Below are 24,022 nucleotides of genomic sequence, written 5' to 3' on the forward strand. Positions count from 1 at the left end.
CACACCGCTCAGAGCACCTATACCTTGCCTGCGATGAGTCCCGGTGAACATGTCATCAGCATCAAGGTGGTGGATAAAGGGCATGTGCCGGCTGACCCGGAAAAGACGATCAAGATTACGGCCAAATAAGTTTTGGCATGACCAATCTCGTTTATACCTTAGTACAGTTCATCCACAACTTCGGGGCCGCCGCGGTCGTTGACGGCTCCGCCGCAGCGTGACGGTTGGCGCGTGATAGTGTGTCGGCGCAGCTCAAGTCGGCCGCACTTGTGGCAGTGGGCTGGGGGCACAGATCACGACAGCGGAATTGGTTTTGGCCTGATCAGCTATTACCTAAAAGGCCATCTTCCAGAAATTGAAGGCGTAGCGTTACCGGCGTTAATTATCAAGGTGTCGTGCGCATTGTTCAGCCTTGTATTGATAACCAGGTATCTGCTCAACCCTCCGCAAAGGCATTGTCAGAAAACATGGGGCGTGGGGCCCTGGGGCGTGAATCCGACACTCAGCGTCATCGCATTGGGTGCTGCAGCGTTTCCGCGTCGGTATCTGTGACTGCACAATGCAGCGAATAAAAAAAACGGACACTCTTGAGTGTCCGTTTAAGACGCCACTATAGCTTAATACGCAGACTATAGTTTAAGGAGAAAATTAGAAGTCGTGATTGATGCCGATGGAGAAGGTCGAGGGATCTTGCCCGGCCACAGCGACCGCCACCGCGCCGCTGGAGGCACCGGGGGCGAGGCCGTATTGAGCCCCGCTGTCGTTGCGGGTCTTGGCGTAGAGGGCATAAACCTCGGTGCGCTTGGAGAGTCTATGCGAGAGTCCGGCGAGGTAGAAGTTGGCGCCGGTATTACTGGCCAAGGCATTGTTACCCGCACGACCATAGGCCAGGCTGACCGTGTTGTCACCGATATTGTGGGCGAGGCTCGCGTACCAGGCATTGCGGTCAAAGGCAGTCGCTGCGCCGCTCTCCGATAATTTTTCATACACCAGGCCGAGCTTGGTCTTCTCTTGGAAGGTGTAACCAAGGCCGGCCTTGAGGCCTTGGGTGTCGTTCTTGCCGCCGCTTCCTTCACGGTTGTGTTTCTCATACGCCAGGCCGACCGCGAAGGGGCCGCTGTCATAGGTGCCGCTCAAACTGTAGCGATCCTGGTTCACGCCGCTGACCTCGCCGGCCCGGTATTGGGCCCTGAACTGCAGACCGTCGAACTTGGGACTCCAGTAGTTGACTGTGTTGGGCTCGCGCTGGAAAAATTTTGTCCCGCCGCCCGTGCTGATGCTGCCGATGATGTTGCGGTAGTCGCCCATGGTGTCGCTGAACACGGCCATCTTGCCGGTGGACATGCGGTAAGGGCTGTCGTGGATACCGAGGGCAACCGTACCGAAGCCACCGGCTAGGCCGACAAAGCTGTTGCGTCCACCACCGAACAGCGTGCCGGTTTTCCCAGCGCCGTCATCCATGTTGACGCCGGTCTCCATTTGAAAGATAGCTTTGAGGCCGTTGCCAAGATCTTCTGTCCCCTTCACGCCCAGACGTGAAATGGCGTCGCTGACTTTGGTGACGTTGCTGGCGCCGGTATCGGTGAAATCCACCGACAACCGCGCCTTGCCATAGAGGGTGATATTGTCTGCGGCCTGCGCTCCCACAGGCAATGCGGCCGCGAGGGCGAGGGCGGTTAGTTTTGTGTTGCACAATCTCATTGATGTTCTCCTTATCGAGTAGTTTATAAGCTGGCTAAAAGTGCCCATAGCTTGCGGGAGAAAAGTTACAGGCATATGAAATAATTGTTACAAAACGGAGACAGTGACTCATTCCGCGGCATTGGTTGTTGTCGAAAATTTCATTTAGCCGTCATTTATTTGTCATGAGGAGAGGGCATAGTAACGCTGACGTAGCAACCCCTGACCCTCACTTTAAGATCAAAAAGGAAGATTAAACGCTTCTAATCATAACGAAGTCTCCGCCCGTTGCACCTTCCAGCCGCGCCTTGAGCGCGGCTTTTTTTTGATTGTTTGGATGTCGCGGACCGCCCTGTCAGAGTGTCACATTGCCTTATAAAAAACTTCACAAGACCTTCATGAGACGGCCATCTTTCGCAGTTAACCTGCCGCAGTATTACTCGCCCGGCATTGGGGCGAATCTAATCTACGATACCTATTCCATCACAGGAGGCAACATGAAACCCAGACTGCTTACGTTAGCGATTTCGCTCTCGGTGGCGAGCGCAGCCGCCCAGGCCGACGTCACCTTGCAAGGCCGGGCCATACTCCCCGCCGACACCTTTGCGGCAGGCCCGACTTCCGGCGCCCATATCGGCGGCGGCGCCAATGGCCGAGCGGCCCCCTTTATCAACAAGCAGCCGGTGCAGGGCTTTTCCGCCGTGCTGAAAAATAACGACGGCACGTTTTACGTCATGTCCGACAATGGCTTCGGCAGCCTGGAGAACTCCGCCGATTATAATTTGCGCGTGTATCACATCCGCCCGCAATTCAAGACCAAGGAAGGCGGCTCGGGTGAGATTCAGGTCATGCACCATTTTGAATTGCGCGATCCTGACCACAAGATTCCGTTCGCCATCACCCACCATTTCAGCAGTGCGCGCGTTCTCACCGGCTCGGATTTTGATATCGAGTCCATGCAGCGCACGGCGGACGGCACATTCTGGTTTGGCGATGAGTTCGGCCCGTTTTTGATCCACACCGATGCGACCGGCAAGGTGCTGGAAGCACCGGTTGCCTTACCCGATTATGCTAATGACGTACAGGGACGTACTAATGTCGCGGGAGGCAGGATGCCGGGAGCGACCTCCGGCAAGGAAATACGCTCGCCGCAAAATCCCTACAATGAGGAATCAAGCGCGGTGCGGGTGATGAACGCGGTGCGCGCGCATGCTCAGGCAAATGGCGCGAACAGTGCGGTGGTGTTCTCGCCCTGGCACGTGATGCTGGATGACGCCAACTCCAATACCTTTGTCGACAACCGCAAGACACCGCCTCTGGGCTCCGGTTTAGCCGCGGCATCGAGTGACATTTTTAATGTGAAATCCATCAAGTCGGCGGGGTACCCCGTGGTCACCTGGACGGTGAATGACAAGCCGCGCATGCTGGAGCTGATGAAGCTCGGTGTGAACGGCATCATCTCGGACCGTCCCGATGTGCTGATACAGGCCGCTCAGGAATTCGACGCCAACGGCGACGGCGCGCCTGGCGATTTCATTGGCGCCGATGGGCTGATTGACATCAGCAAATTCGACGCGCAAGGCCATCGCGGCGGGCGCAACCTGCGCCCGGAGAATACCCTGCCCGCAATGGAGGCGGCGCTCGATAATCTGATGACCACGCTGGAAACCGATAACGGCGTGAGCCAGGACGGTGTGCCGGTACTCAATCACGACCCGCACATCCAGGCGCAAAAATGCCGCCGCGCGGATGGCACGGCTTACACGGAGGCCGATGAGGTGCTGGTGAAAGACCTGACGCTGGCCGAAATACAGACCCAATTCATCTGCGACAAGGTGTTCCGCGGCCCCGATCAGCAGAACAATCCTGCTCTTTCGCCGGTGGCGGTAGCCTTCGCCGCCTCGCACGGCCTCACGCATCCCTACGTCATGCCGTCCACACAGCAACTGTTCGATTTTGTGAACACCTATGTGGATTACTATCGCAGCGGTATAGGCAGTGCACACCCCAACGCCGCGAAACGCTGGAAGAATGCGCTCAAGGTGCGTTACAACATCGAGACCAAGATCAACCCGCGCGCCGAGTTCGCAGCCCGCACCATCGGGCACGAACCGTTTGCCGCCACGGTCGCGACTGTGATCGCCGACAACGGTTTGCAAACCCGTGCCGACATTCAATCGTTCGATTTCCGCACCCTGCTCGACGTGCACAAGACCTATCCCGGCATCCGCACGGTGTTTCTGTTCGGCGATTTTCCGATCTACGCCGATTCGGCCATCGCCGGTTCCGATGACGGCACCAACTTGCAGGACGAACACGGCGCCAACACACCGTGGCTGGCCGGTCTGCAATGGCCGTATCGCGTCACCAAAGACAGCGCGCCGTTCCGCGCGCAACAGAGCGGCGGATTTGAAGGCATGGCGCTGTCCAGCGACGGGAGCAAACTCTACCCGCTATTGGAACGCCCGCTCGCCGGTGACGACGCCAAGACCTTGCTGATTCACGAGTACGACATCGCCGGCAAGTCCTACACCGGTAAGCAACATAAATACCGTCTGGATACGCGCGGCACCAATATCGGCGACTTCATCCTTTATAACAAGGAAGAAGGCCTGGTGATTGAACGCGACGGCACACAGGGAGACCTCAACGGCTTTAAAAAGCTGTTCAAGATCGAGCTGGAGGATCACGGCGAGTATGTGGAGAAGAAAGAGGCTGCCGACTTGCTGCGCATCAAGGATCCGCATCGCATCAGTGAACCGGTGCAGACGGGCGATGTCGGAACCGGCTTTAACTTCGCCTTCCCGTTCGTGACCATCGAGGACGTGGTGGTGCTCGACAGCAAGACACTCGGTGTACTGAACGATAACAACTATCCGTTCAGCGTGGGTCGCCATGTCGGCACAAGCCAGCCGGATGACAACGAATTCATCCTCATCAAGCTGGAGCAGGCCCTGGATAGCAAGGAAAAGGACAAGAAGTAACGCTGACTAACGGCACGGCCGCGCCGAAGGCGCGGCCGGAGCCCTTCGATTTCGCCACTACGAGCGGTCCTTGTGTTGGGCCTGTGGCAGTACCGGACTCAATGGGAGGTTGATGATGATTAAATTGACGATGATTAAACCCGTTTGGCTGTTTTATCTCTTCTTGGGTGTCATTTATATCCTGGGCGCTGCTTACGTCGCCATCGCTGGTGACATAACTCCGGTCGTAACCCATGGAACCGCGCCGGAGATGTGACTCCCAGCAGCGGGGTCATTTGGGCGCGAGGAAGCAGTGCGGGATTTATGCACGTGAGCATATCGCGAAATCCTAACGGGCTGGGTTCCGCCCGGCAGAGTGTGCGCGTTCACAGCACGGACGATTACACCGGCAAGGTATTGTTGAGCGGTCTGGAGGCCGATACGGCGGCTATCCGCGATATCAACGGCACAATCAAGTATCAAACCACGCTGGCGCCCGTCATACAGCATTAACCTAAACCACAACTTTTAGAGAGAGGTCATCATGAAGACAAGCATTGTTATCAAATCCTGGCTGGTTGCCCTGCTCCTCACCGCAACAACAGGTGCGCAGGCCCTGGACAACATCAACGCCATCGAGGCTCACCAAGAACACCCCGATCTGCACGGTGATGACGATGATGCCGCACTTCGCGAAATCGCCGCGCAGCGTGTGCACTGGCTGCGTGCGGGACCGATTGCCAACCCGGAGTCGTGGCTGCACGTCAAAATCCTCGGCATCAACGACTTCCACGGCCAATTGTCCACCGGACGGCGCGTGGCTAACCGTCCGGTGGGCGGCGCTGCGATACTCGCGTCGTATCTCCATGCCGCACAACAGGGTGTCAACGACCGCGCCGTGATCGTGCATGCGGGCGATCATGTCGGCGCCTCGCCGCCCGCCTCCGCCTTGCTGCAAGACGAACCCTCCATTCAGTTTTTGAATTTGCTCGCCAACGAGGATTGTGAGTTCAGCGAGAATGACGATAGACCAGAAAAGGACGACGTGAAAAAGATTCATGAAGAGCAGCATGAACACGAACGGGATGATTTTGACCCGCGCTGCAATCTGGTGGGCACGCTCGGCAATCACGAGTTCGACGAAGGCGTGACCGAATTGCAGCGCCTGCTGCACGGCGGCAACCACGTAAATGGCCCGTATCTCGAAGACCCGTATCGCGGCGCCAGCTTTCCGTACGTGTCGGCCAACGTGGTGGACGCGGTAACCGGCAAACCCATTCTGCCGCCCTACGTCATCAAAAAAGTGCGCGGCATGCCCATCGCCTTCATCGGCGCGGTACTGAAGGAGACGCCGACCATCGTTACTCCGACAGGCGTTGCGGGCTTGCGCTTCCTCGATGAGGCGGACAGTATCAACGCCTATATCCCCGAACTGCGCGCGCAGAAGGTACGCGCCATGGTGGTGTTGATCCATCAGGGCGGGCGTCAGACCAGCTATCAAGGCCCGACGCTGCCCAACGGCATGGTGAGCGGCGAGATTGTGAACATCGTGTCGCGCCTGGACGATGAAGTGGACGTGGTGATGTCCGGCCACTCGCATTCCTTCACCAATGCAATTCTTAAGAATAATCGCGGTAAAGACATTCTCGTTACTCAAGCCTTCTCGGCGAGCACCGCTTATGCGGACATTGATGTGGAGATTGATCCGGCGACCAAGGATATCGTGAAAAAATCCGCCCGGATCGTCACAACCTACGGCGACTCCGGGCCGGGCCTCACGCCGGACAGCCAAGTCGCCGAGCTGGTCGCCCAGGCCGAGCAAAAGGTCGCCCCGCTCGTCAACCGCGTGATCGGCACGGCACAAGCCGACATCACCCGTACCCAAACCAGCGCGGGCGAATCCGCGCTGGGTAATTTAATCGCCGACGCCCAGCGCACCGCGATGCAAACGGACTTCGCCTTCATGAATCCGGGCGGCATCCGCGCCGATCTCGATGCCGGACCGGTTACTTGGGGTGAACTATTCACCATACAACCGTTCGGCAATAGCTTGGTCAGGATGGAACTCACCGGTCAGCAGATCTACGACCTGCTCAATCAACAATGGCTCAATCAGCCCTTCCCGCGCATCCTGCAAATTTCCGGCCTGACCTATACGTGGGATAACGCACGACCCGTCGGCAATCGCATTGTCGAGGTGCGCAGGAACGGCGCGCCGATCAATCTCGTGCAGTACTACAGCGTCACCGCCAACAGCTTCATCGCCGCAGGCGGCGACAATTTCACCGTCTTTAACCAGGGTCTCACCCGGGTGGGTGGGCCGCTCGATCTCGACGCATTGATTGTCTACATCAGTGCCCTGCCGCAGCCGTTCAGCGCCACGCTGGAAGGCCGCATCGCGCGAATCAATTAACCACTCTCTCACACAGGAGCAGATCATGCACAAGCTGATATTTCTTATACTCACCGCTGTTGCGGCCGTTCAAACGGTATATGCCGACCCCACCGAAAAAGAGGGCCTGAATACACCACGGTTCGCATTCGCCCTGATTGGCGACCTGCCATATAACCAGCGTCAACTGCAAACTTTTCCGGACTTTCTGCGCACCCTGGATGCCGAGAAATTGGCCTTTGTGGTGCACGACGGCGATTTCAAAAACGGCAGATCGCTGTGCGACGACGCCACCTTTTATCAGCGCAAGACCTTGTTTGACGCCTCCGCCCATCCGTTCATTTTTATCCCCGGCGACAATGAATGGACGGATTGCCACCGCGCCAACAACGGCGCCTACGATCCGCTGGAGCGCCTCAATAAACTGCGTGAATTGTTTTTTGCAGGCGATTACAGCCTAGGGCAGCGCACCTTGCAACTCACCCGCCAGAGCGCCGATCCCCATTATGCCAAATTCCGCGAGAACGTGATGTGGAGCTACGGTGACGCGATCTTCGCCGGATTGAATGTCCCCGGCAGCAACAACAACCTGGGACGCACCCCGGCGATGGATGCCGAATATCAGGAACGCAACGCCGCCAACCTGGCTTGGCTGAAGCAAGCCTTCAGCACCGCCAGGCAACACAGCAGCCTGGGCGTGATGATCATCATCCAGGCTGATCCGGGCTTCGAGCTTGCGTCCACCGACCCGCAGCGCACCGGTTATAACGATTTTCTAAAGGCACTGGAACAAGAAACTCTCGCCTACGGCAAACCGGTGGTGCTGGTACACGGCGACAGCCATTATTTCCGCATAGATAAACCGCTGCTTGACAGCCGTGCTCAACAGCGCATCGCGCGCTTCACGCGCGTAGAAACCTTTGGCGAAGCGGATACCGGCTGGCTGCGGGTTGAGGTGGATCCCAGGGATGCGAACCTGTTTGTGTTTAAACCCTATTTACTGGAATCCGGGGAATAGGAGAATTGCAATGGATCGCCGCGCATTTCTAAAGTACTCGATTAGCACCAGTATTATCCGGGATATGCCCGGCAAGCTGGGTATGGGCTAGGCAGAAGCGGGGACGCTGTTCGCCTCACCGGATCAGGATGGTTTCCCCGGCACGGACCCGGTCGCCCGGCCGCACGCGCAGCGTAAGCCCGGACTGCCACGGGACGATCAGGTCCACTTGCGAGCCGATGCGGATCATGCCAAAGACGGCGCCTCGCTCCACGCGCTCGCCTTCCCGGTAGTAGCTGTCGATGCCGTTTACGGTGCGCGCCCCGATCTGCACCACATAGTAGGAAAGCGGCGCACCCCGATACTCGCCGACGAAGCGTGTTACCGTGCGCTCGTTCTGCACGATGTGCCCACTGCCGGCGTAGCGCGGCGCGAGATCGAAAACGGTGCGCCAGTGCATGGCGCCCATGTACGCGTTCTCTCCGATTGCCGGATGCCGGCGGATGAAACCGACGATGGCGGTGAGCGGCGCGCGGTTGTAATGTACGTCGAAGGGGCTCATGAAGACCCCGATGACGAGCATGGGCTGGTCCACGTCCTGGCGCAGGATGTCCTGCACCGTGGCGCGTAGGCCTTGCTTGATCACCACGACATCCTCGCCCGGCTCGACCTTGCGCACGTAGACCACGGTACCGTCTGCCGGGCTCAGAAACCCTTCCTCGGCCGGCGGCGTGCGCGGCGGATCGCGGAAAAACCACACGTAGCGCCAGAACAGGAAACCGCCGGTGAGGACTGTGACGGCCACCAGCGCGGCGACGATTACTCGACGTGTTGCCACGGTCCTTCGCGCAGTACGCGCACCAGTGCCACGCCCGAGGAGAACGGAAAGTCAACGACCTCGAAGCGCTCCTGCTCGCGGGCAATCACCTTAAGCCAGCGCTTGACCCCGGCGTGACGCACGAGCTCGCGCACGTAGATGTGGGTGTCGTGCAGCAGGATATAGCTGTTGCGGTGTGCATGATGCAGGGTGGCGAGGAAGTCGTGGCGCACGTCGGCGTAGGCGTGGTTGCCGTCAATGAACGCGAGATCAATCTCCGGCAGCCCGCGCTCAGCATAGCCGGCGAAGAACTCCGCGCTCGTGAGCTTGTAGTGCGTGATCAACCGCTCGACGCCGAAGCGCCGGAAGTGCGCCTGCACCTTTTGGACGTCGTCCCACTGTGAGGTCCCGCCGATGGTGCGGAAGGGGCCGTGCTTGAGCATGGAGTACGACGGGTCCACGAAGCTGAGACGACCGCAGGCGTTGTCCTTGAGCCCGAGGGCGAGGCAAGCGACGCTGAAACCGTAGCCCGAACCGATAACCAGCACGTGGCGCGGGCGCAGCGCGCGTACCAGGCCATAGTAAAGAAAGCCGAAGCCGAGGTTGAGATTGTCCGGCTCCTCGTTATGTCCGAGCGGCTTGGCGTGATCGAGAACCGCGCGCAGTATCGCGGGATTGAGGCTGAACTGGGCTTCATCGGTCCAATCAAGCTTTAGCATGTCGTGATTGCTTCTTATGACCAGCGGTCGCGCCGGATTTTTTCTTCATCTCATTACATTACACATGTACTGTTTCAGTTCGGTTACATACAGATGACAGCGCTGTGACCGCCGCGCTATTTCCAGTACCGGTAATTTTTGTCATAAATATTTAATAAATCTTTAATAATTTTTTCCCTCTCGGTACCGATAATGTTTCGGCAATCTAGGATTTTAAGGAACACATCATGAGCAACGAGCGTTTTTTTATGGAGATCTCCGGGCCTGCCGGCAGGCTGGTCAGGCTGGGCGACACTTTCGTGAACCGCCAGGGCATCGAACTGGTGGTATCGAGCATCTGCCGCCCGCTCGACTGTGAAGATATTTTGCTGGGACTCGCGCCCGTGAATACCCTGCTCAATGGTGGAAATTGGTATAACGAAATCCTGATGGACTGCGAAGAACCCGGCGTCCTTGCCAACAGGATTTACAGCGAACACCCCAGTATCCGTCTTGACCACCTGGACAAGATGAGGGCAGTGGAAGATTTTCCCCTTGACCGACGGATCGTGGCTTAAGAAACAAGCCTCCTTTGAGTTGACCACCATGACTGCCTGTACTCAGGGTTTAACCCAACATGCCATGAATGAAGGTCCGGGGGCCTATCTCAAGTCGCTGCAAGAGATTTTAGAGCACCGCCGCCTCACACCGCTTTTCCAACCCATTATTTCACTTCATACCCAACGTATCTACGGTTATGAGGCGTTGATCCGCGGCCCGTCCAACAGCCCCCTGCATGCGCCACTCAAGCTGTTTGACGCCGCCGGCCGTGCGGGCCTGCTGGCGGAACTGGATATGCTTTGCCGGGAGGTGATCTTAGAAGGCTTCCGGCGCCTTGATCTGCCCGGCAAGCTGTTTGTCAACGTCTCGCCGGAATGCCTGCTACAGCCCGGTTTCAGACCAGGAAAGACTCTAGAACTACTGCGCGCGCATAATCTTACCCCTGAGCGTGTCGTCATAGAGTTAACCGAACACAACCCGGCCAATAATTACACCGTGTTGCGCGACGCCGCCGAGCACTACCGCCAGATGGGTTTCGAAATCGCCATTGACGATCTCGGGGCCGGGTATTCGGGTTTGCGGCTGTGGTCGGAATTGCGCCCTGAATATGTCAAAATTGACATGCATTTCATCCAGGGTATACACGAAGACCACGTCAAGCAGCAATTCGTGAAATCTATCCAGGAAATTTCCGGCAGCCTCAACTGCCGTATCATCGCCGAGGGTGTGGAGTGTCGAGAAGAGTTTCTCGCCGTCCGCGAGATGGGCGCCCCTTTGGCGCAGGGCTATTACTTCGCCAAGCCGCGTCCCCAGCCTCCGGTATTATTGCCGCGTGAATTATTTCTTACCCGCCAGGAAGGCCCGGGCAGCCCTTATCTCAAAAGCTCGTCGCGCTACGGCACGGCTGCGAGCTTGATACGCGCGAGGATCACCGTCACGCCCGATGCCACTTTTCAACAGGTAGGCGAGATGTTTTGTAACGCCCCGGAACTGACTTCCATCCCGGTAGTTCAGGATGCGGTCCCCATAGGGCTGGTGAAGCGCCATCAATTCATGAATATGTTCGCCAGCCATTTCGGGCGTGATTTACACGGCAAAAAGCCGATCTCGCGCTTTATGGACAATAATCCGGTGGTGGTGGATAAGAATATGCCGTTTGAGAACCTGAGTAAACTGTTGGTGGGTTCGACCCAGGTCTCCGCCGCCGATGAGTTCCTCATCACCGCGCGCGGACGTTATGTGGGGGTGGGAACCATCGCCCAACTACTGCAGAAGCTCACTGAACTACAACTGCGCAACGCACGCTATTCCAACCCGCTCACTTTGTTGCCCGGCAGCGTACCGATCAATGAGTGTGTGGATGGCTTATTGCACAAACGCAGACCGTTCACCCTGTGCTATTTTGACCTCGACAACTTCAAGCCCTTTAACGATGTGTACGGCTACAGCGCGGGTGATGAAGCCATCAAGTTACTTGCCGAAATCATTACCGAAGTCTGTGGCAAGCGCGGCGATTTTGTCGGCCATATCGGCGGCGATGACTTCGTGGTGGTGTTTCTGAGCGAGAGTTGGCGTGAGCGCTGCCAGACTATCCTTAATATTCTGGCCGACAAAATTGTCCGGCTTTACCAGGGACCGCATATCGAACTGGGTGGGATCTCAACCAAGGATCGGCGTGGCCAACCCTGTTTTTATCCGATCATGACGCTTTCCATAGCCGCTGTGGAGGCGCTACCCGGCCGTTTCCTGACTCACCACGACATCTCCATGCGTCTCAGCCAGGTGAAGCAGCAAGCCAAGAGCGTCCCCGGCAATGTGCTGTTCGTGGACCGACGCGAGTCCGAAGCGGACGGCCGGCTTAGAGCATATCCATAAATAGTTCCCCTGCGCCCCTTGCGGTGAAAAAGCTTCACCGCGGAGGACGCGGAGGAGAAACAAATCCTTCTTGATTCCTCTGCGCCCTCTGCGGTAAATTATTTATGGATAAGTTCTTAATCTGCTCAAGTAACCCCGTCAGGGCGAAATTGAGGTTTCGGCCTCGATCTGGACCCTGATGTCGGGGAGTTTCATGCCGCGGGTCGAAAAGCGATAACCCGAGCCGCGCACGGTCTGAACACACTGCTCATAACCGTACTCTTGCAAGACCTTGCGCAAGCGGCGGATGTGCACATCTACGGTGCGCTCTTCCACGTAGACGTTACTTCCCCATACCTGATCGAGCACTTGCGCACGGCTGTAGACGCGCTCGGTGTGCGTCATGAAGAAGTGCAGCAGGCGAAACTCGGTGGGGCCCATTGGCACCATTTGATCCCCCACGCTGATCAGGCGGTTAGCCGGATCGAGTTGCAGACCGAACAGGTTTATCACCTCGTCGGTCGCCTGCGGCGTGGTGCGGCGCAACACCGCCTTGATGCGCGCCAGGAGTTCTTTGGGTGAAAACGGTTTGGTGATGTAGTCATCCGCGCCGCTGTCCAGGCCCCTGATCTTGTCGCCTTCCTCGCCGCGCGCGGTGAGCATGATGACGGGGAGTTGGCTGGTCGCGGGGTCGCGCTTAAGGTTGCGCGCAAACTCCAAACCGCTTACACCGGGCAGCATCCAGTCCAGCAACAGCAGCAGCGGGATCTCTTTGTTAATGCTCGCGCGCGCAGCCTCGGCGCTGTGCACCGCTTCGCATTGATAACCCGCGCGCGTCAGGGCAAAGCACAGCATCTCGCAGATGGCGGGCTCGTCGTCTATTACTAATACCTTATTCATCTTCATAATTGAAACCTAAAAATGTGACATCTATGTTACAAAGGATAGTATATATCCAATATAGCCCTTGACATTTATAGGTAATGATTTTCATTTGCTAAAATTTGGCTTAACCTTGCCGCCAGCGCCGGGGCTTCTAGCACTTACCACACCATAGATTTATTATCATAAATATCAAGGAGATATTTGTATCATGTCTGCCCGGTGTTTGGCCTTTATGCCGTCACCCATAACGACAGCCAGGCCGCCTACCACATCCGGCACGAACGGGGTAACGGCGCAAAGCGCGGCCGGACAGGATGTCTCCTCTTTTTCCGTAGGCATCAATCACAACTTCTGATTTGTGGCCAAGGGGGCCAATACGGCCTCCTCAGTCCAGCGCAATAAGGTCCTGGGGGCGGTAAAAATAAATCAGGGTGGCTGTTCCCGGCTGGGGAGGCCCGTCAAATTTGACAGCCATCACCCCGCTCTTCACGAATTTGATACCGAGGCCGTGGCCGGGGCTCAGTAATGCCCCGCACAGTTCGCTCAAATCCGGCTCATGCCCCACGCACAGCACCGTTTCCTCCGCTCCGCAGCCGGCCAATAGCTTGAGCACCGCCTTTACGGAATACTCCTTGCCGAGCGCCGGGCTCTCCATCAAGACCGTCTGTAACCCCAGTGTCTCCGCGGTGATCTCAGCGGTTTGACGCGCCCGCAGACGCGGACTGGTAAAGATGCGGGCGGGCTTTAGGCCAATGCGCTTCAACGCCTTGGCAACCTTGCCCTGAATCTTGACGCCGTCCTTGCTGAGCGGACGCAGACTGTCATCGGGATAATGCAGCGGGTCAAACTCTCCGGCGTCCGCGTGTCGCATCAAGATGAGTTTCACCGGCCCTCCTCTTTCTTGAAACTATACTGACCGAACCGGCCGCGTAGCGGCAACAAGAGCAACCCCCAAAAACCCAACTGTTGCGGGTCACGAAATTCTTTGAGGCCGATCTCAAATCCCAGTTGACCCAGCGCCGGCTGCGCGCGATAGGTGCCGCACAGGCGATCCCACAGCGAGACGGAAAATCCAAAATTGGAATTGGTTTCGTTAACGACGCTGGAATGATGCACCCGATGCATGTCGGGCGTGACGATAATCAACCTGAGCCAGCGGTCTATTTTCTCCGGCAGATGCACGTTGCCGTGATTGAACACCGAGGCGCCGTTCAGCACTACCTCGAAGATCAGCACCGCCCAAGGCGGCGCACCCAGCGCGGCGACGGCGGCCATCTTGTACAGCATGGACAAAAAAATCTCCACGGGGTGAAAGCGCACGCCGGTGGTGAGATCGAAGTCCAAATCGCTGTGATGCACGCGATGCAGCCGCCAGAAGATGGGGAGCGCATGTGATAGCACATGTTGTAAATAGAGCGCGAAGTCGAGCAACAGCCAGGCGAGCAGGAATTCCAGCCAGTAGGGCCAAGACGTTAGATTAAACAAACCCCAGCCATGCTGCCCGGCGTAGAGTGCCGTGGCAAATGCCCCCACGCCCAACAGCAGGCGCAGCGCCAGCACATTCACAGCGAGCAGCGAGAGGTTGGTAAGCCAGTGCCGGCTCTTGGGCTGCGTAGATGAGCGGCGCGGGCGCCTGGCCTCCCACAGCGCCATGACGATGAATACGGCGATAAAACTGCCAAAGCGGATTGCGGTTTCCATATTAGAATCAGATACAAGAGAAAAGATACAGTAAAATCAAAATCACACGCTAAGGAGAGGGGTTCTACTTGTATCTTGTATCTTGCATCTTTTCTCTGCCTTAAAATTTGGAGCGGGTGATGGGAATCGAACCCACGCTATCAGCTTGGGAAGCTGAAGTTCTACCATTGAACTACACCCGCGTGATGTGAATTTTATCATAGCCCGAGCAGCGGGGGCTCAGGCTTTGTCAAACAACCCCCGGATAAGCTCGGCGTGGCGCTCGATGACTTGGCTGCGCTTGAGTTTCAGGGTGAGAGACAACAAGCCGTTTTCAACCGTCCACGGATCCAGCAACAAGGCGGCACGCCTTACCTTGGCATAGGCCGGAAAACTGCGCAATTGTTCCGCCACGCGCGCCAGCACGGCGCTCTGGGTGCGGCTGTCCGTGAGGCTGGCGCGATCCAGCGGGTCGAGCTTGAGATGTTTGGCGAATCCGTCCCATTGCTCCGGGTTCAGCACCAACAACGCGCCGAGCCAGGCCTGGCCTTCGCCGACGATGAGCGCCTGCTCGAACAGGGGGTCGAGGGTAATGGTTGCCTCCATGTCGGTGGGCGGTACCTTTTCGCCATTGGACAGCACCAGGATATCCTTGATCCGCCCGGTAAGATAAATATGGTTGTTCTCGATGCGTGCCTGATCGCCGGTGTGCAGCCAGCCGTCGGCGTCTATCATCTGATAGGTCGCCGTGTGATTGTTCCAGTAGCCCTGCATTACACCGGGGCCGCGCGCCAGCAGCTCACTCTGCTCGCCGATGCGCACCTCCATGCCCGGGATGGGCACGCCGACGCTGGCGGGATCGTTGTCGTCCAACCGGTTGCCGCTGATGAGCGGGCTCGTTTCAGTGAGTCCGTAGCCCTGCGCGATGGGTAATCCCAAACCGATAAACATGCGCGCAACCGGGGCCGGCAGCCCAGCGCCGCCGCTCGCGGCCCAGCGCATGCGCCCGCCCAGCCGGGCCAGAAACTTGCGCGCCACCAGCCTCTCCAGCAGCGGCCAAAGCAGCAGGCCGGGGGTGCGCGATGCGCGTCCTTGCGCCACCTCGAAGCGCCGCCAGCCGATGTCTATCGTCAGGCAAAACAAGCGGCGGCCCAGCCAGGAACGTTTTTGCAACTGACTCTGAACCCGGGTATAGATCCGCTCGAACACCCGCGGCACACAAATCATTACCGTGGGACGCACCGCCAGCAGATCCTCGGCTAATTGCGGGATAGAGCGGCAATACGCCACCGTGGCGCCCGCCATCATCGGCGAGTAATAACCCAGCGTGCGCTCGAAGGTGTGCGATACGGGCAACATGGACAAAAACACATCTTGCGGATAGACCTCCAGCACCCACAATCCCCCTGCGGCGCTGGTCAGTACATTATGGTGACTCAACATCACACCCTTGGGCCGCCCCGTCGTGCCGGAGGTATACACGATGTAGGCAAGCTGTTGCGGACCGTGGTCGTGCGACTCCACCGCGGCCTCGGCTGCTTGCGTAAGCCAGTCCGACAGGTTCTGTATCCTCGCGTCATTGTCGAACTGCTGCCCACTGCCGCCGATGAGAATACGGCTGAGGCCGGCCAACGGCTGTACAGTCGCCTGCAGACGCCGCCATTGCGTGGCATCCTGCACCAATAGCAACCTGGCTGCGCTATCGTCCAACATATAGGCGGTATTGTCGGGCCGGTCATCGGTATAGAGCGACACCACGACCAGGCCCAACGATAGCGCAGCCTGCTCGAAGATCACCCACTCCCTGCTGTTGCGCATCAAGATCGCCACCCGGTCGCCCGGCTGGAGATCCTCGGACGCCAGCGCCGTACGCCAGCGCGCTACCTCACCGGCTGTCTCCGCCCAGGTACTGTCTACCCAAGCGCCGGTGGCCTTGTCATAGCTGCGGTAGGCAGGTGCCTGAGGGCTGCGGCGCACCCGCTCAAGGAACAGGCCATCGAGGGTGCTCGCCTGTTCCAGGGGAATGATGTCCTTTATCCATTGCGTCATGAGGCGGATACCTTCAAAATAACGTGTGTCATGGAATGTGGCCGAACCGCGCGAGGAGCAGAAAGGTGGGTTTTATCGAAATCTTTGTCAATGGTCAAGCGCGCCAAGTGCCCGAGGGCTGTAACGTCTCGCGCCTGCTCGACGAATTGGACCTCACCGGCCAGCGCATCGCCGCCGAGGTCAACCGCGAGATCGTGCCACGCAGCCATTACCCCTTGCACACCCTGCACTCCGGCGATCGGTTGGAGATCGTGCGTGCTATTGGGGGCGGGTAAACCATGAGCGCTGTTTTGGTTACTGAAATCACCGGCAGTGACCCGCTGGTTATCGCGGGCAAGCACTATCACTCGCGGTTACTGGTCGGCACCGGCAAATACCGCGACCTGGACGAAACGCGCCACGCCATCAAGGCCAGTGGCGCGGAAATCGTCACCATCGCGATCCGCCGCACCAACATCGGTCAAAATCCCAACGAGCCCAACCTGCTCGACGTGCTGCCGCCTGACAAATATACCATACTCCCCAACACTGCCGGCTGTTACACCGCCGAGGACGCGATCCGCACCTGCCGTCTCGCGCGTGAACTGCTCGACGGCCATGACCTGGTCAAACTCGAAGTGCTCGGCGATCCGAAGACGCTGTTTCCCGACATCACGGAGACCCTCAAGGCCACCGAGACCCTGGTTAAGGACGGCTTCAAAGTCATGGTCTACACGACCGACGATGTGCTCATCGCCAAGCGTTTAGAGGAGATGGGCTGCGTTGCAGTCATGCCGCTCGCCGCGCCAATCGGTTCAGGACTCGGCATACGCAATCCCTACAACATCCGCATGATCGTCGAAAACGCCAAGGTACCGATTCTGGTGGACGCAGGCGTCGGCACCGCCTCGGACGCGGCGATTGCCATGGAACTCGGCTGCGACGGCGTGCTCATGAACACCGCTATCGCCGCGGCGAAGAACCCGGTGCTGATGGCCTCTGCGATGAAGAAGGCCATCGAGGCCGGCCGCGAGGCCTATCGCGCCGGTCGCATGCCGCGCAAGCTGTACGCCAGCGCCTCGTCGCCGATTGATGGTACGTTTTTCTAGTTCAAGCACGCGCGTTAAAGCGCGAGAACCAGCCGTAAACCTTCCTCCAACTCTTGCAAGAGCTTAGCCGGTAACTTACCGGTCTTCTCGGTTAAATAGGACTTATCAACGGTGATGAGTTGGGAGACATTGATGACCGAATCCTTCTTCAGCCCGGCAATTTTGGCGGAAACCAGCACATTAGCGGGCGCATCAGCCAGCCTGAGATTGGAAGTAATCACCGCCGCAATAATAGTGCTGATGCGGCTTCGGTTAAAGCTGTCCGACTGGAGGACAACCAACGGGCGGCGAAACCCCGGAGCAGAACCGCTGGGCTCGGGAAGTGACGCCCACCATATCTCTCCCCGTTTGATCAACGCTTTTTCTTGGTCAAGGTCTTGAATTGCAGCCGCTCCACAACCTTGTCCAGCCCGGCTGATTGTATATCCGCGTCATAGATCTGATTAAGCCGCTCCGTCACACCATCAGTGGAATATCGTTTAATAAGAGCCAGCACCGCAGTGGAATACAGCTCACTGCGCGACACCCCCAGGCGGCGGGCCAGTCGCTCGGCGGATTGAAAAACAGGTTCTGGAATTGAAATAGCGGTTTTCATAAACCTAGTATAACAATAGTTATACCCGAGTCAACAGGGTGGGAACGTCACTATGCAAGACACCGAAAAACCACTGCGTACCGTCCGCAGCTACGTGCTGCGCCAGGGGCGCATGACGTCCGCTCAGCGCGAGGCGCTGGACACGCTTTGGGGGTGTTACGGCGTAAATCCGATGAATACAGATCTTGATCTTGATGTCTTGTTCGGAAGGTGCGCTCCGCGCGCTGTGGAGATCGGCTTTGGCATGGGCGATGCGCTGGCGGCGATGGCCGAAGCCCATCCCGAGCAGGATTATCTTGGCATCGAGGTACATCGTCCCGGCGTAGGCAGTCTATTGCGGCAGATCGAATGGCGGGGCTTAAGCAATGTGCGCGTGATGTGCGCCGATGCGGTACAGGTGCTGGAACAGCAAATTCCTGACAACAGTCTTGACGCCGTGCATTTATTCTTTCCCGATCCGTGGCCCAAGCGCCGCCATCATAAACGGCGCCTGGTGCAAGAACAATTTGTGGAGCTGATCGCGCAAAAGCTTAAGCCGAACAGGGTATTCCATTTCGCCACCGACTGGCAAGAGTACGCCGAACAGGCGCTGGACGTTATGAGCAACGCGCCCGGGTTCGTCAACGCCGCCGGCGCCGGCAATTACTCACCCCGCCCGGATTATCGTCCGCTCACCAAATTCGAACGACGTGGCCAACGGTTGGGTCATGAGGTGTGGGATCTGATCTTTTCAAAACAGCCGTGATTATCCAACCGGGGTAGTTTGATCTCAAAACTCAAACCGTATTATGTTCTTGGAGCCGGTGATGCCTTCGATGGTGTAGTCAAACTTGGCCTGGTTGTAACTGGTGAAGGTCAGCTTGCCCGTACCTACTTGGGTGGTACTCACTGACGAGGGGTTGAATGGGTTGGCCCAGTAAGGGCCGGTGGTTTTGTAAACTTTACCGCTGTAAGCGAATTTTGAAGTGCTCGAGGTAAAAGTCTCCGCGATTTCCCAGGATCCAGGCTGTAGGGTGTACCAAGTGGCTCTGCCCGCCGGATCATAGACATACCAGGCGGCAAACAATTTATCGTTCATCTGAGTGATGCTGAGACCCCAACCGGATTCAGCCGTGTTCCACCATAATCCTGTGTAATCAAGCAGCGGAAAGGACGCGGGACGGTTGATATTTTCATCGCTAACAGTGAACTGGCGGGTTCCCACCACGGTGAAGAAATTCGCATTCCCTGATCGTAACTCTACTTGATAGCTTCCGGCGGGAAATCGTCCCAGAGTGACATCGAGTGGTAATGGAGCCTGGCCGAGAAACTGAACCTCTACTTCATAATATACAATGATTTTATTGGCCACCATAGACACCCGTACAGTAGACGAGGCTACGCTACCAATTTCTGCAGCTAATGCTTGCAAGTAAACAGTATCCTGCCCCTTAGGATTGGCCGGAAGTATGGTTAAATTTGCCGCCGAGGCTGGGAACATGCTACCTAACAACAGCACGAGCAGCAGGCAACGCGATAGCGATATCCGTGACGTGTTCATAGATTCTCCATAATGAAGTCGCGCACCGGGCATAAGCCATTGTTCATGAGTAAATAGCTCTTGGCCGTGCTTGAGGCAAGCCCTGATGGGGCATCAAATCAATAACTTGGGCGATAGCCATTGTTGCGATACACATAACCCAAGTAGCCGATGTAAGAGGTATAACCTTGGGCCGCCATGTTGGCCTGTTCACTTTGGGGGAAGATCGCATGGTCATCTATGCTAGTTTTATAGGCCCGGATTAAAAGCTCCGTGCCCGGCGGCTGTGCATAGCCATACGGGTACACATAGCCCTCGATGCCGTCGTATTTGTAGCCGGCGGCGATATAATTTTTGGCTTCGTTGTAATCCGTGCTGTAAACGTGATCCACATGGTAGGGGTATTGGCTACAAACTGTTGCCCCCTGTACCGGATCGCCGCACTTGTAGCTCAGGCGGTACAGCGGCCTTAACTCAACACTGGAATTATACGGATTGCGGTGAGTGGTAAACACCCATGCCTGGGCGCGCGCTGGTCCGGAGTTTGGAAAATTTGGATACTCCGAAATGGTGTTGCCGATATTACTGTAAAGGTTTACTGGTGAGAATGAGGTAACGTAAGGAGGCAGCGTCCCCGACATTGCCGCCAAGGCCATCTGCGGCACGGTGGTGTAGAAATAGTCATACACATTGACGCCATAGAAGGCGAATAGCGGGGTAAGCCGGTTAGTAGTCGACAGCACCGAGGTTACGGCGGAATAAGCATTAGGAAGGCCGTAGCCGATCTGTTGATTGGGTGCATAGGCATTATTTGAGGCCCCCAATAAACGACTGCGAATATCGGTGGCCGATAAGAGTGGGTTGACCGAGCGCATCAAGCCCACCAGCCCGGTGATATGCGGCGTCGCCATGGAGGTGCCGGTGCAGTTGCCATAGCCCGATTGATCGTTCGACCAGCTCCACGAACCGTAGTCCGCGCAGCGTAACCCTGAACTCCACGTAGCTCCCTGATAAAAGGTTGAAAGGATATCGCGGCCAGGCGCCACCACGCCACGAGTGTCCATGCCCGGACCCTTGGTTGAGCCACTTTCACCACTTGGAGCCGGCGGATTTTCAACCCATAGTGCGCCATTGCTTTGAGTTGCTCCGACTGCGATGGTTCGACTGTCATTCGCAGGAAACTGGAGTATGGTATCTTCCTTAAAATTTCCAGCCGCAGCCGCGATAACCACGCTGCGGTTCGCTGCAAATTGCAGGGCCTGACAGTAAGCTTCATAGGGGTTAGCTGGGCAATTTTTGTTGAGGTTTCTCTGTCCGAAACTCATGTTCAGTATTTGAGCGCCTGAGTTAACCGTCCAGTAAATACCATTGATGATCGCTGTTTCGGTCAGATTATTGTTACCAGCAGGGGAAACCCTGGTAATGATCAGGGTACAGTTCCAACACATGCCCGCAACGCCTCGGGCCGTCGGATTGGGGTGGCCGTACTGTGCGTTGGGATAGGCTGTCTCCGCTGCAATAATCCCCGCAGTATGAGTGCCGTGGCCTGCTGCATTAAAGAAAAACGGATACTCATCCACCGACGCCCCAGGGGTGGCCGCATTGTAGGCAAATTGCGGACGGTATTTTCCAACGAGATCGGGGTGATTGATTTGAATACCAGAATCAATATGCCCGATGTAGGCGCTGCCGCGCACGACATCCCAGGCGGGGAACATGTTGAGAACATAAAGACCCCATTGGTAGCCCAACGGGGAGGTGACAGGTTGCACGTAGGGGTCGCTGGGGGTGACCGAGAACTCCACAGAACCATTCTCACCTACCCAGAGGATGTTGGGATCCTGCGCCAATCTGCCCTTGGTTTGCCCGGCTTCCGCTGCACTCGGGAAATTGAGGACAATGTATTGTTGGAGTTTAACCTCCGGCGGCTCTTCGCGTGGTCCCGGTAGTATGGGCGGAAATTCGATGCGTTGGTGAATCAAATAGCGGGCGTCTTTGGGATTGCCCAGGCGGTTGTATAGACTTTGATTGCGCGCATTGGCAGTCGGGTTCTTAACAGCGGCAATCAGTTCATCGGGGGTAGCAGGATCGTCTGCGGCGTTTTTATTGTAGAGCAGAATAAGCTCAGTGACTTCTGGCTTTAGTTGCGGGGGGGGGGGGCAGCGGCATAGAGGCCGGCCGAGGCCAACGCAGTGACCAGATACAGCGCTATGTTAAGCTTGCTTGAAAGACGCATGTTTCTCTCCTCTTGATTCGGGGGGTTAGAACACCAGTCATTAAGCTACGAGATAACTGTTACAGCACGATCACCGTTTTGTTACAGATCTATGAAGTTCAGGCTACTGCTCTTTGAATCGCCCGTCAAGGCCTTCATCGGGGAGTCTGTCACTGATCCCATGCCGCCCGCGCCAGTACCCACACATCAATTCTTTCCACGCCCGCTTTGCGCAGTGTCGCGGCCAATTCCTGCACGGTGTGACCGGTAGTCATCACGTCATCCAGAATCGCCACATGCCGGGCTGCTATGGGCCGTGTAACGCGAAACGCACCTTTGATATTTTTGCGCCGCTCGGCGGCGGGCAGTAGCGATTGCGCCGAGGTCTTGCGCACCCGTTCGCAGCTTTTATAGTCCACCGGAATGCTCAAACCACGCGCGATGGGCCGGGCGATTTCCAGGGCCTGATTAAAGCCGCGCTCGCGCAGCCGGGAGCGATGCAGCGGCACGGGAATGATGATCTCCGGCATCGCTTGCATCTGGTCCTTGAGATGTTCAGCCAGCAGTTCGCCCAGTGCGCGCGCAAGGTGAAGTTGCGCCTGGAACTTCAAGCGCAAAATCAGATGATCGGCCGGATAGGCGTAGCGGAACAGGCTTACCGCGCTGTCATAGCTGGGCGGGTCTTGCAGACATTGGCCGCAGAGTTCTGCCGCGCTAGTCAGCGGCAAGGCGCAGCGTGTGCACGCTGCGGCATTGTAAGGAAGCTCAACTGCACAGCCGCTACACAAATCACCCTCTTTAACTGCGTTACCGCACAGGACGCAGGCGGGAGGATAAAGCCAGTGTTGTAGTTTTTTTGCCCAATCGTTAACCGAAAGGTTCATATCAGGTTGACAGCCCTGCTGGAGCCGTTATCATGCCCAGATTATGAACTATCCCAATGCGACCTTCGAGCCCCCTGAGACCGGCGCTCAAAATATCCTTAAGAAATTCAGCCTTGCGGAAATTGAGGCGCTGTTTGAATTACCGTTTAACGATTTACTGTTTCGCGCCCAATCCGTTCACCGCCTGCATTTCAATCCCAATGAGGTGCAGCTTTCCACCTTGATTTCCATCAAGACCGGCGGCTGCCCGGAGGATTGCGGCTATTGTCCGCAGGCCGCACGCTATCACACCGGCGTAGAAAATCAGGCTTTGCTGCCGCTTGAAACGGTATTGGAAGCCGCCCGCGCCGCCAAGGCCAACGGCGCAACGCGTTTCTGCATGGGTGCGGCCTGGCGCGGACCGAAGCAAAAAGACCTGACGCCGGTCATAGCGATGGTCAAGGCCGTGGGCGAACTGGGCCTGGAGACCTGCGCCACACTCGGCATGCTGCAAGAGAATCAGGCAAATCAGCTCAAAGAGGCCGGGCTTGATTACTACAACCACAACCTCGACACTTCACCTGAATTTTACGGCGAAATTATTTCCACGCGCGGCTATGAAGACCGCCTCAATACGCTGGAGCAGGTGCGTACGGCGGGGATTAAAGTCTGCTGTGGTGGCATCATTGGTATGGGCGAGACGCGCCGCGAACGCGCGGGGTTGATCGCGCAATTGGCCCATATGGACCCGCAACCGGAGAGCGTGCCGATCAATAATTTAGTGCAAATCGAGGGCACACCGTTGCACGGCACAGAGGCGCTCGATCCTTTTGAATTCATACGCACCATCGCGGTCGCGCGCATCACTCTGCCCAAGAGCCGGGTCCGCCTCTCCGCGGGCCGCCAGCAGATGCCGGAAACGATGCAGGCCTTGTGCTTCCTCGCCGGGGCCAACTCGATCTTTTACGGCGACAAGCTGCTCACCACCGGCAATCCAGAGGCGCAGCAGGACAAGGTCTTGCTGGAAAAGTTGGGCATATCGCCAATGGGAACCTCTAAAAATTGCGTCCCTGCAATTTTTAGAGACGAAAAGCAAAAGACGTGACTTTTGCTTTTCTCCATTTTTCAAACACTAACGTGTTTGAAAAATGAACGGTACGTCCCTG

Annotated in this window: 23 protein-coding genes and 1 tRNA gene; 11 read left to right on the plus strand and 13 right to left on the minus strand. The window is 57.1% G+C overall.

The genetic code is table 11. The annotated features are described in order from the left end of the window. Positions 1-648 precede the first annotated feature (648 nt). Positions 649-1,701 carry a porin gene (locus HY028_01450; protein ID MBI3343537.1) on the minus strand — a complete coding sequence of 351 codons (1,053 nt, stop codon included), beginning with the start codon at positions 1,699-1,701 and terminating at the stop codon, positions 649-651. Positions 1,702-2,177: 476 nt separating this feature from the next. Here HY028_01450 and HY028_01455 point away from each other — a divergent pair, with 476 nt between their 5' ends. From HY028_01455 to HY028_01475, 5 genes are all read left to right on the plus strand, one after another. Beyond that, entirely contained in the window at positions 2,178-4,664 is a 2,487-nt protein-coding gene (locus HY028_01455; GenBank protein ID MBI3343538.1) for an esterase-like activity of phytase family protein, read from the plus strand. Positions 4,665-4,779: 115 nt separating this feature from the next. Continuing rightward, a complete protein-coding gene (locus HY028_01460; GenBank protein ID MBI3343539.1) occupies positions 4,780-4,920 on the plus strand; it encodes a hypothetical protein in 141 nt (46 codons plus the stop codon). Positions 4,921-4,973: 53 nt separating this feature from the next. Beyond that, positions 4,974-5,156, plus strand: coding sequence for a hypothetical protein (locus HY028_01465; GenBank protein MBI3343540.1), 183 nt, complete (start codon positions 4,974-4,976; stop codon positions 5,154-5,156). 31 nt (positions 5,157-5,187) lie between these two features. Further along, positions 5,188-7,056, plus strand: coding sequence for a bifunctional metallophosphatase/5'-nucleotidase (locus HY028_01470; protein ID MBI3343541.1), 1,869 nt, complete (start codon positions 5,188-5,190; stop codon positions 7,054-7,056). 25 nt (positions 7,057-7,081) lie between these two features. Next, entirely contained in the window at positions 7,082-8,053 is a 972-nt protein-coding gene (locus tag HY028_01475; GenBank protein MBI3343542.1) for a metallophosphoesterase, read from the plus strand. 115 nt (positions 8,054-8,168) lie between these two features. On the opposite strand, the gene HY028_01480 is transcribed toward HY028_01475, so the two are convergent. Both HY028_01480 and HY028_01485 read right to left on the minus strand, forming a co-directional pair. Beyond that, complete coding sequence (locus HY028_01480) at positions 8,169-8,852, minus strand: phosphatidylserine decarboxylase (GenBank protein ID MBI3343543.1); 684 nt, start codon at positions 8,850-8,852, stop codon at positions 8,169-8,171. After that, entirely contained in the window at positions 8,852-9,568 is a 717-nt protein-coding gene (locus tag HY028_01485) for a class I SAM-dependent methyltransferase (protein MBI3343544.1), read from the minus strand. The genes HY028_01480 and HY028_01485 overlap by 1 nt, the downstream gene beginning before the upstream one ends. Positions 9,569-9,795: 227 nt before the next feature. Between HY028_01485 and HY028_01490 the strand changes: the two genes are divergently transcribed. Then, entirely contained in the window at positions 9,796-10,125 is a 330-nt protein-coding gene (locus HY028_01490) for a hypothetical protein (GenBank protein ID MBI3343545.1), read from the plus strand. A gap of 64 nt (positions 10,126-10,189) precedes the next feature. Beyond that, positions 10,190-11,983 (plus strand): GGDEF domain-containing protein, encoded by a 1,794-nt coding sequence (locus tag HY028_01495; protein MBI3343546.1) that lies wholly within the window; start codon positions 10,190-10,192, stop codon positions 11,981-11,983. Between the two features lie 138 nt (positions 11,984-12,121). Here the strand turns inward: HY028_01495 and phoB are convergent, their stop codons facing one another. The 5 genes from phoB to HY028_01520 all read right to left on the minus strand — a co-directional run bounded on the left by phoB (position 12,122) and on the right by HY028_01520 (position 16,576). Beyond that, a complete protein-coding gene (phoB, locus tag HY028_01500) occupies positions 12,122-12,868 on the minus strand; it encodes a phosphate regulon transcriptional regulator PhoB (protein MBI3343547.1) in 747 nt (248 codons plus the stop codon). A 364-nt stretch (positions 12,869-13,232) separates the two neighbouring features. Continuing rightward, complete coding sequence (locus HY028_01505; GenBank protein ID MBI3343548.1) at positions 13,233-13,733, minus strand: histidine phosphatase family protein; 501 nt, start codon at positions 13,731-13,733, stop codon at positions 13,233-13,235. Further along, complete coding sequence (locus HY028_01510) at positions 13,730-14,548, minus strand: sterol desaturase family protein (GenBank protein ID MBI3343549.1); 819 nt, start codon at positions 14,546-14,548, stop codon at positions 13,730-13,732. Before HY028_01510 ends, HY028_01505 begins: the two co-directional genes overlap by 4 nt. Positions 14,549-14,656: 108 nt before the next feature. After that, positions 14,657-14,730: transfer RNA gene (locus HY028_01515), tRNA-Gly, on the minus strand. Between the two features lie 37 nt (positions 14,731-14,767). After that, positions 14,768-16,576 carry a long-chain fatty acid--CoA ligase gene (locus HY028_01520; protein ID MBI3343550.1) on the minus strand — a complete coding sequence of 603 codons (1,809 nt, stop codon included), beginning with the start codon at positions 16,574-16,576 and terminating at the stop codon, positions 14,768-14,770. 74 nt (positions 16,577-16,650) lie between these two features. Here HY028_01520 and thiS point away from each other — a divergent pair, with 74 nt between their 5' ends. Together thiS and HY028_01530 are read left to right on the plus strand one after the other, a co-directional pair. Continuing rightward, positions 16,651-16,851, plus strand: coding sequence for a sulfur carrier protein ThiS (gene thiS / locus HY028_01525; protein ID MBI3343551.1), 201 nt, complete (start codon positions 16,651-16,653; stop codon positions 16,849-16,851). 3 nt (positions 16,852-16,854) lie between these two features. Beyond that, positions 16,855-17,664 (plus strand): thiazole synthase, encoded by an 810-nt coding sequence (locus HY028_01530; protein ID MBI3343552.1) that lies wholly within the window; start codon positions 16,855-16,857, stop codon positions 17,662-17,664. 14 nt (positions 17,665-17,678) lie between these two features. On the opposite strand, the gene HY028_01535 is transcribed toward HY028_01530, so the two are convergent. Further along, the gene (locus tag HY028_01535) at positions 17,679-18,017 is read right to left on the minus strand and encodes a type II toxin-antitoxin system PemK/MazF family toxin (GenBank protein ID MBI3343553.1); all 339 of its coding nucleotides are present in this window, start codon (positions 18,015-18,017) and stop codon (positions 17,679-17,681) included. Then, positions 18,017-18,259, minus strand: coding sequence for a hypothetical protein (locus tag HY028_01540; GenBank protein MBI3343554.1), 243 nt, complete (start codon positions 18,257-18,259; stop codon positions 18,017-18,019). The genes HY028_01535 and HY028_01540 overlap by 1 nt, the downstream gene beginning before the upstream one ends. A gap of 52 nt (positions 18,260-18,311) precedes the next feature. On the opposite strand from HY028_01540, the gene trmB reads away from it, so the two are divergent. Further along, positions 18,312-19,004 (plus strand): tRNA (guanosine(46)-N7)-methyltransferase TrmB, encoded by a 693-nt coding sequence (trmB, locus tag HY028_01545; protein ID MBI3343555.1) that lies wholly within the window; start codon positions 18,312-18,314, stop codon positions 19,002-19,004. Between the two features lie 24 nt (positions 19,005-19,028). Here the strand turns inward: trmB and HY028_01550 are convergent, their stop codons facing one another. The 3 genes from HY028_01550 to HY028_01560 all read right to left on the minus strand — a co-directional run bounded on the left by HY028_01550 (position 19,029) and on the right by HY028_01560 (position 22,877). Then, complete coding sequence (locus HY028_01550; protein MBI3343556.1) at positions 19,029-19,799, minus strand: hypothetical protein; 771 nt, start codon at positions 19,797-19,799, stop codon at positions 19,029-19,031. Between the two features lie 98 nt (positions 19,800-19,897). Further along, on the minus strand, positions 19,898-21,760 hold the full coding sequence (locus tag HY028_01555; GenBank protein MBI3343557.1) for a S8 family serine peptidase: 1,863 nt from the start codon (positions 21,758-21,760) through the stop codon (positions 19,898-19,900). Between the two features lie 403 nt (positions 21,761-22,163). Beyond that, positions 22,164-22,877, minus strand: a complete 714-nt coding sequence (locus tag HY028_01560) for a ComF family protein (protein ID MBI3343558.1) — start codon at positions 22,875-22,877, stop codon at positions 22,164-22,166. A gap of 43 nt (positions 22,878-22,920) precedes the next feature. On the opposite strand from HY028_01560, the gene bioB reads away from it, so the two are divergent. Further along, complete coding sequence (gene bioB, locus HY028_01565) at positions 22,921-23,961, plus strand: biotin synthase BioB (protein MBI3343559.1); 1,041 nt, start codon at positions 22,921-22,923, stop codon at positions 23,959-23,961. Positions 23,962-24,022: the final 61 nt, after the last annotated feature.

This window comes from Gammaproteobacteria bacterium, from assembly GCA_016195665.1.
Taxonomy (GTDB): domain Bacteria; phylum Pseudomonadota; class Gammaproteobacteria; order SURF-13; family SURF-13; genus JACPZD01.

Bases quoted from the DNA above. Each gene is read 5' to 3' on its own strand.
- phoB (MBI3343547.1), bottom strand. From the start codon at position 12,868: ATGAAGATGAATAAGGTATTAGTAATAGACGACGAGCCCGCCATCTGC.
- HY028_01485 (MBI3343544.1), bottom strand. From the start codon at position 9,568: ATGCTAAAGCTTGATTGGACCGATGAAGCCCAGTTCAGCCTCAATCCC.
- HY028_01475 (MBI3343542.1), top strand. From the start codon at position 7,082: ATGCACAAGCTGATATTTCTTATACTCACCGCTGTTGCGGCCGTTCAA.
- HY028_01450 (MBI3343537.1), bottom strand. From the start codon at position 1,701: ATGAGATTGTGCAACACAAAACTAACCGCCCTCGCCCTCGCGGCCGCA.
- HY028_01455 (MBI3343538.1), top strand. From the start codon at position 2,178: ATGAAACCCAGACTGCTTACGTTAGCGATTTCGCTCTCGGTGGCGAGC.
- HY028_01520 (MBI3343550.1), bottom strand. From the start codon at position 16,576: ATGACGCAATGGATAAAGGACATCATTCCCCTGGAACAGGCGAGCACC.
- HY028_01540 (MBI3343554.1), bottom strand. From the start codon at position 18,259: ATGAAAACCGCTATTTCAATTCCAGAACCTGTTTTTCAATCCGCCGAG.
- HY028_01490 (MBI3343545.1), top strand. From the start codon at position 9,796: ATGAGCAACGAGCGTTTTTTTATGGAGATCTCCGGGCCTGCCGGCAGG.
- trmB (MBI3343555.1), top strand. From the start codon at position 18,312: ATGCAAGACACCGAAAAACCACTGCGTACCGTCCGCAGCTACGTGCTG.
- HY028_01560 (MBI3343558.1), bottom strand. From the start codon at position 22,877: ATGAACCTTTCGGTTAACGATTGGGCAAAAAAACTACAACACTGGCTT.
- HY028_01530 (MBI3343552.1), top strand. From the start codon at position 16,855: ATGAGCGCTGTTTTGGTTACTGAAATCACCGGCAGTGACCCGCTGGTT.
- HY028_01510 (MBI3343549.1), bottom strand. From the start codon at position 14,548: ATGGAAACCGCAATCCGCTTTGGCAGTTTTATCGCCGTATTCATCGTC.
- HY028_01470 (MBI3343541.1), top strand. From the start codon at position 5,188: ATGAAGACAAGCATTGTTATCAAATCCTGGCTGGTTGCCCTGCTCCTC.
- HY028_01460 (MBI3343539.1), top strand. From the start codon at position 4,780: ATGATTAAATTGACGATGATTAAACCCGTTTGGCTGTTTTATCTCTTC.
- HY028_01495 (MBI3343546.1), top strand. From the start codon at position 10,190: ATGAATGAAGGTCCGGGGGCCTATCTCAAGTCGCTGCAAGAGATTTTA.
- bioB (MBI3343559.1), top strand. From the start codon at position 22,921: ATGAACTATCCCAATGCGACCTTCGAGCCCCCTGAGACCGGCGCTCAA.
- HY028_01550 (MBI3343556.1), bottom strand. From the start codon at position 19,799: ATGAACACGTCACGGATATCGCTATCGCGTTGCCTGCTGCTCGTGCTG.